Source organism: Xanthomonas sp. NCPPB 1128 (assembly GCF_001043115.1).
GTDB lineage: Bacteria > Pseudomonadota > Gammaproteobacteria > Xanthomonadales > Xanthomonadaceae > Xanthomonas_A.
In genome coordinates this window covers 58,625-65,133 of record NZ_LFME01000032.1, presented here as the reverse complement: position 1 = coordinate 65,133, position 6,509 = coordinate 58,625, and the positions used below count along the sequence as shown (strand labels likewise).

Here is a 6,509-nt window from a genome sequence, read left to right as displayed (position 1 = left end):
TGGCAAAAGCGGGGACACGTGGGCGGATGGGATCCACATAGTCCATTTGACCATGCAGCAGCGGCTTCAGCCGCGATGAAAGTTCGGACAATATCCGTCGCGGCTGAAGCCGCTCCTACGAATCCCCAATCCCGAATTCCCAATCCCGGCCGCTCAGCGACCAGGCTCGTCGTTCCACAGCAGCTTGTGCAATTGCATCTGGAACCGCACCGGCAGGCGGTCGGCGACGATCCAGTCGGCCAGGTCGCGCGCGGTCAGTTCGCTCTTGCTCGGCGAGAACCAGACCGTGCACCGCGTGTCCAGCCGGTGTTCGGCGACCACGGCGCGCGCCCACTCGTAGTCGGCACGGCCGCACAGCACGAACTTGATCTGGTCGCGCGCGGTCAGCAACGGCAGGTTCTCCCAGCGGTTGCGGTGCGCTTCCTGCGACGCCGGGGTCTTGATGTCGAGTACCCGCGACACGCGCGGGTCGACCTCGGCGATGTCCAGTGCGCCCGAGGTCTCCAGCGACACGTCATAGCCGGCATCGCACAGGCGCTGCAGCAGCTGCAGGCAGCGCTTCTGCGCCAGCGGCTCGCCGCCGGTGACGCAGACATGGCGCACGCCGTGGCGCGCCACCTCTTCGAGGATCGCGTCGATGTCCCACCATTGCCCGCCATGGAAGGCATAGGCGGTGTCGCAGTAGCTGCAGCGCAGCGGGCAGCCGGTGAGGCGCACGAACACGGTGGGCCAGCCGGCGCTCTCGGCCTCGCCCTGCAGCGACAGGAAGATCTCCGTCAGCTTCAGGCGGGGCAGCGGGCTTTGGACGATATCGCTGGGAACGGCGGTCATGGCGGGAGAGGAATGCTCCCGCGACGGCGGCGGCAGCGTAAGGGGCTCAGCGCAACTGCTGGCCGAGACGGATCGACTGCAGGCGGTCCTGCGCGGTGCGCGCGGCATCGGACCCAGGATACTTCGCGCCGACCTGTTGCAGGGTCTGTTCGGCGTCCTGGACACGACCTTCGCCGTACTGGGACAAGCCCAGCTTGAGCAGCGCGCCCGGCGCCTTGTCGTGGGTCGGGTAGCGGCCGATCAGGTCCTGGAACTGCGCCTCGGCCAACTGGAAGTTCTTGGTGGCGTAGTAGCTCTCGCCCAGCCAGTACAGCGCGTTCGGCGCGTACACGCCGTTCGGGTAGGCCTGCAGGAAGTTCTGGAACAGGTTCGCCGAATCGGCGTACTTGCCCGCCTTCAGGGCATCGAAGGCGACGTTGTAGGCGGCGCGCTCATCGCCGGCGGCGGCGAGCGTGCCGGCATCGCCGTGCACCGACGGTGGCGGCTCGGCGACGGCGGACGGCTTACCTGCGGGCGCAGCCGGCGCGACAGCCGGTGCGGCACCATTGGCCGGCGGCAACGGCGGCGTCGCCCCTGCACCACTCTCGAGCCGGCCCACGCGGCCATCCAGGTCCAGGTACTGGTCCTTGATCTGCTGCTTGAGCTGGTCGTTGCTATGCTGCAGTTGTTCGATCGTGGCCTCCATCGACTGCATCTGGGTCCGCAGCTGGTTGAGCTGGTTCAGGATGTCGGTGTTGGCCTGGGAATTCATGGCCTGCTGCTCGAGCGCGGAAACGCGGTCGGCCAGGCTTGCGCGCTGCGCATGAGCCGGCGCGGCGGCCACGAGGGCCGCCGCGACGATCATCGATGTAAGGACACCGATACGCATCTGTTCTTACTGCGCCGTGTAGACGATCTCGACGCGACGGTTCTGCGACCAGCAGGACTCGTTCGACTCGGTGCAGACCGGACGCTCTTCGCCATAGCTGACCACGGTCAGCTGCGCAGCCGAACCACCGTTGGCCTGCAGCGCCGAGGACACGGCGTTGGCACGACGCTCGCCCAGGCCCATGTTGTACTCGCGCGAACCGCGCTCGTCGGTGTTGCCCTGCAGGGTGATGCGCGAGGACGGACGGTCACGCAGGTACTTGGCGTGACACGCCATGATCGCCTGGAACTCCGGCTTCACCGCGTCCTTGTCCAGGTCGAAGTAGACCACGCGCTGACGCAGGCAGGAATCGGTCTCCAGGTCGCCCGGGCCGTACAGACCGGAGGTCGACGGGCCGGTCGGCGCGGTGGTGCCGGTGGTGCCGGTGGTGTCGGTCTGGGGCTGTTCCTTGACCTTCTTGGCGCAGCCGGCCAGAGCTGCAACGGACAACAGCGAAACAAGCAGAACGCGGGTGGTCTTGTTCATGGGGATACCTTGTGGCTCCTGGGCCGATGAGGGGTTCAACAGCGAAATATTAACACCAAACTTACATGTCAACGTGCAGTGCGATACGGCGACCAGGACGGTTCGCGCACGTCGCCATCGGCGAGCACCAGACGCTGGCGCACGCGGGCATCGGCCGAGACCGCGTACAGCACGCCACGGCCGCCTTCACGCGCCGCATACAGCACCATGCTGGCGTTGGGGGCGAAGCTCGGCGACTCGTCCAGCGAGCCGGTCGACAGCGTGCTCCAGCGCGGCGAACCCAGGCTGCGGTCCATCATCGCGATCTTGTAGGTGTTGCCGCTGCCCTGGGCCACGACCAGCTTGTTGCCGTCGAAGGACACGCTCGGGGTCGCGTTGTAGTTACCCTGGAAGGTGATGCGGGTGGCGCTGCCGCCGGTCGCCGGCACCTGGTAGATCTGCGGGCGGCCGCCGCGGTCGGAGGTGAAATAGATGCTGTTGCCGTCCGGCGCCCAGGTCGGCTCGGTATCGATGCCGAAGTGGTTGGTCAGCTGGGTCAGCTGCTTGCTGCCCAGATCCATCACGTAGATCTCCGGGTTGCCGCTGCGCGAAAGCGCCAGCGCCAGCTTCTTGCCGTCCGGCGAGAACGACGGGGCGCCATTGATGCCGCGGAAGCTGGATACCAGCTGGCGCGCACCGGTGGCGATGTCCTGGATGTAGATGGAGGAGTTGCCGCGCTCGAAGCTCACATAGGCCAGCTTCTTGCCGTCCGGGCTCCAGTTCGGCGACAGCAGCGGCTCGGCCGAGCGGACGATGGTCTGCGGGTTGTAGCCATCGGAGTCGGCGACCATCAGCGCATAGCGCATCGCCCCGCCCTTGCCGCTGGCGGTGACGTAGGCGATCCGGGTCCAGAACGCGCCGCGCACGCCGGTGATCTTCTCGTAGATGGCGTCGGCCATCTGGTGGGCGACGTCGCGCATGGCGTTGGCGCGGGCGGTCATCGCCAGGCCGAGCATGCGCTCGCCCTTGCCCACGTCGAACAGTTCGTACTCGACGCGGTAGGCACCTTCGCCGGCATCCATGACCCGGCCAACGACCAGATAGCTCTGCTTGAGCGCGCGCCAGGTGGCGAACTGCACCTCGCTGCCGCGGGTGGGACGCTCGACGATCTGCGATTCGGGCAGGTTGCGGAACTGGCCGGAGCGGTCCAGGTCGGCGCGGACCACGGCGGCGACGTCGGTGCTCGGCGGGGTCGCCGATCCCTGATACGGCATCGGCACGACGGCGATCGGGGTCGCCGAGGCATTGCCGCCGACGATGTCGATTTCCAGGCCCTTGTCCTGCGCGGACGCGGCGAGAGGCAACAACAGGGCGGTAAGAACGGCAAGCCAGCGCGGCAGTTTCTTCATGGGTTGCTCAGCAGGATCGGAAAGGCGCAAGAGATAGCAATGCGCGGGTGAACGTATTCGCAATCATGAACCATCGCCATGTGAAGCCGATGGCAGGACGCACTCCATTATCGCCCATCGCATGTCGGGTGGATGGCCCGCCGCCCGCAAACGCAGCGGCAGCGGCCGGAGTCACTGGTCCTGTGCGGTGAAGTTGAAGGTCAGATTGCGCGCGAACACGGTCTCGAAGCCGCGATAGGGCAACGGCTGGGCACGCAGCACCGCGGCCTCGATCGAGCGGCGGCCGGCCTCGTCATAGGGACAGTCGGGGCTGACCTTGGCCTGCATGACCTGCCCACCGGGGATCTGGGTGATCGAGATCTTGCACTTCTGCCCCAGCGGCACCGAGTCCGGGCGCACCCACTGGCTCAGCACCGCCTGCTGGATCGCCGCGGCGTACTTGGCCTGCAGGTCGGTGTTGGTACCGTTCTGGCCCGGCGCCTGCTGCGGCGTGGTGGCCGCGGCCGCGGACGCCTTCTTCGCATTCAAGTCGGCGATCTGCTGCAGCTTCTGCTGCGCCAGTTGGGCCTCGCGCTCCAGCTTTTCGCGCTGCTTGCGGATGTCGGCGATCTTCTTCTGCCGCTCCTCCTCCTGCTGCGCGGCCAGGCGCTGCTTCTGCTCGGCCTCCTGCTGGCGCTTCTGCTCGGTCAGGTCGATCTGTTCCTGGCGGCGCTTGGCCTCCTGCTCCTGCTTCTCCTTTTCCTGGGAGATCGCGGTGCGGGCGGCGCGGTCCTGGTCGACCTTGTCGGGCACCGGGACGAAGTCCTGCGCCTTCTGCTGCTGCGGGGTCGGCGCCTGCTGCGGCTTGGGCGTGGGCAGCGGCTGCGGCGGCGGCACCGTGTCCTCCTCGGCGACGTCCTTGACCGGCTCCGGCAGCGGCTCGGGCAAGGGCTTGGGCGCGTCCTTCACCGCCTTCTGCGCCGAGCGCACGTCGGCGGCCGAGACCACCAGCGAGGCCTCGACCATCGGCGAACCGGCAGCGGGTTCGACCTGGCGCACCGGCGACCACCACCAGGCCAGGAAGAACAGCAGCGCAATCAGCACGTGCACGCCCACCGCCAGCGCGATGCCGTACATCAGGCCGTCGTTGTCGCCCCTGGCCAGAGGCGGTCGGTTTTCGGCGTCAGCGTGCATTGTTTCCGGGCTGACTCATCAGGCCGACCTTGGGCACGCCGGCCTGCTGCAGCATGACCATGGTGTCCATGACCAGTTGATAGTTCGAGGTACCGGGCGCGGCGACGAACACCGGCACGTCCTTGTTCTGGCCGACGAAGGCCTGGATCTTGGCCTTCAGCTCAGGCGCAGCGATCTTCTCCGGCTTGCCGTCCTGCAGGGTCAGCGTGTAGCGGCCCTCGGCATCGACGGTGACGATCACCGGGTCCTTCTTGCTCTCCACCGAGCGCGCGGTGGAATCGGGCAGGTCCACGTCCACGCTCAGGCTGAGCAAGGGCGCGGTGACCATGAAGATGATCAGCAGCACCAGCATCACGTCGATGTATGGCACGACGTTGATCTCGGACTTGAGCTTGCGGCGCTTGCGGCGGGAAATGGCGGCAGTCATGCGGGAATCCTGGGAGTCGTGGGCAGGCGGGCGACGCTCAGTCGCCGCTGGCCTGGCGCTGCAGGATGGAACTGAACTCTTCGGAGAAGGTCTCGAAGCGCACCGCCAGCCGCTCGACGCGGGTGGTGAAGCGGTTGTAGGCCCACACCGCCGGGATCGCCACGAACAGGCCGATGGCGGTAGCGAACAGCGCCTCGGAGATGCCCGGCGCGACCGCGGCGATGCCCGCCTGCTGGCCGCTGTTGATCATGTCGTGCATGGTCACCATGATGCCGAACACGGTGCCGACCAGGCCCACGTAGGGTGCGGTGGAGCCGATGTTGGCGAGCAGTTCCAGATTGCGCTCCAGGCGGTCGACCTCGCGCGCATAGGTGGCACGCATCGCTCGCTGCGCGCCTTCCAGTTGGATGCGCGCATCGAGCCGGCGCTTGTCGCGCAGGCGGGTGAATTCGCGGAACCCGGCCTCGAAGATCGCCTCCAGCCCGCCGACCACGCGGTTGCGGTCGGTGGCGCCGGCGTAGAGCTTGCTCAGGTCGGTGCCGGACCAGAAGCGGTTCTCGAAGTCGTCGGCCTCGCGGTTGGCGTCCTTGAACACCTTGCCCTTGCGGAAGATGATGACCCAGCTGATCAGCGAGCCGAGCAGCAGCAGCAGCACGATCACCTTGACCGGCAGGCTGGCCTTGACCATCAGGTCGAGGTAGTTGATGCCGCCATGGGCGGCGGTGCTGGCGACGGCCTGGGTGGCGGTCTGGGTCACGTCCTGCGGCAGCGCCTCCACCACCGTGTCCTGCAGGGCCAGGAGCAATGCGATCATCCGTCGTTCCTCAGTAATTCGGCTTCAGTGATTTCAAGAACTTTCAATGCATCGTGCAGCGCGTCGTCCATGCCGCGCGGGCGGAAGCTGCCGGCGCTGAGCGCCGCCACCCGCACCTGCGCACGCAACAGCAGCTCCCCGTCGTCGCGGCGGATCGACTGCGCGAACACCAAGCTGGCGCGCTTGCAGTGCGACAGCGCGACGCCGACCTGCAGGGAATCGTCCAGGCGTGCCGGGCGCAGGAAGTCGAGCTGCATCGCACGCACCGCGAACACCAGATCGTGTTGCAGGCGCAAACGCTCCTGACCATACCCCAGCGCGCGCAACCACTCCGTGCGCGCCCGCTCCAGGAAGGCCACGTAGCGCGCGTGGTAGACCACGCCACCGGCGTCGGTATCTTCCCAGTAGACGCGTGTCGGCCAACTGAATAGACGTGAATCGGGAACGGGGAATGGGGAATCGGGAGTCAAGAGCGGGGCTCCT

Annotated in this window: 8 protein-coding genes; all 8 read right to left on the bottom strand. The window is 67.1% G+C overall.

What is annotated here, in order from left to right; all coding sequences use genetic code 11:
* Positions 1 to 153: 153 nt before the first annotated feature.
* Positions 154 to 831: a 7-carboxy-7-deazaguanine synthase QueE gene (gene queE, locus ACP93_RS17300; protein ID WP_048491900.1), complete on the bottom strand. Its 678-nt coding sequence runs from the start codon at positions 829 to 831 to the stop codon at positions 154 to 156.
* Between the two features lie 46 nt (positions 832 to 877).
* Positions 878 to 1,699 (bottom strand): tol-pal system protein YbgF, encoded by an 822-nt coding sequence (gene ybgF, locus ACP93_RS17295; RefSeq protein WP_048491899.1) that lies wholly within the window; start codon positions 1,697 to 1,699, stop codon positions 878 to 880.
* Between the two features lie 6 nt (positions 1,700 to 1,705).
* Complete coding sequence (gene pal, locus ACP93_RS17290; RefSeq protein ID WP_048491898.1) at positions 1,706 to 2,224, bottom strand: peptidoglycan-associated lipoprotein Pal; 519 nt, start codon at positions 2,222 to 2,224, stop codon at positions 1,706 to 1,708.
* Positions 2,225 to 2,292: 68 nt separating this feature from the next.
* Positions 2,293 to 3,612, bottom strand: a complete 1,320-nt coding sequence (tolB, locus tag ACP93_RS17285) for a Tol-Pal system beta propeller repeat protein TolB (RefSeq protein ID WP_048491897.1) — start codon at positions 3,610 to 3,612, stop codon at positions 2,293 to 2,295.
* Between the two features lie 171 nt (positions 3,613 to 3,783).
* On the bottom strand, positions 3,784 to 4,728 hold the full coding sequence (gene tolA, locus ACP93_RS17280; protein WP_204243715.1) for a cell envelope integrity protein TolA: 945 nt from the start codon (positions 4,726 to 4,728) through the stop codon (positions 3,784 to 3,786).
* Positions 4,729 to 4,774: 46 nt separating this feature from the next.
* Positions 4,775 to 5,212, bottom strand: a complete 438-nt coding sequence (gene tolR / locus ACP93_RS17275; protein ID WP_017907449.1) for a protein TolR — start codon at positions 5,210 to 5,212, stop codon at positions 4,775 to 4,777.
* 37 nt (positions 5,213 to 5,249) lie between these two features.
* Positions 5,250 to 6,026 carry a protein TolQ gene (gene tolQ / locus ACP93_RS17270; protein WP_017907448.1) on the bottom strand — a complete coding sequence of 259 codons (777 nt, stop codon included), beginning with the start codon at positions 6,024 to 6,026 and terminating at the stop codon, positions 5,250 to 5,252.
* A complete protein-coding gene (ybgC, locus tag ACP93_RS17265) occupies positions 6,023 to 6,496 on the bottom strand; it encodes a tol-pal system-associated acyl-CoA thioesterase (protein ID WP_048491895.1) in 474 nt (157 codons plus the stop codon). Before ybgC ends, tolQ begins: the two co-directional genes overlap by 4 nt.
* Positions 6,497 to 6,509 lie beyond the last annotated feature (13 nt).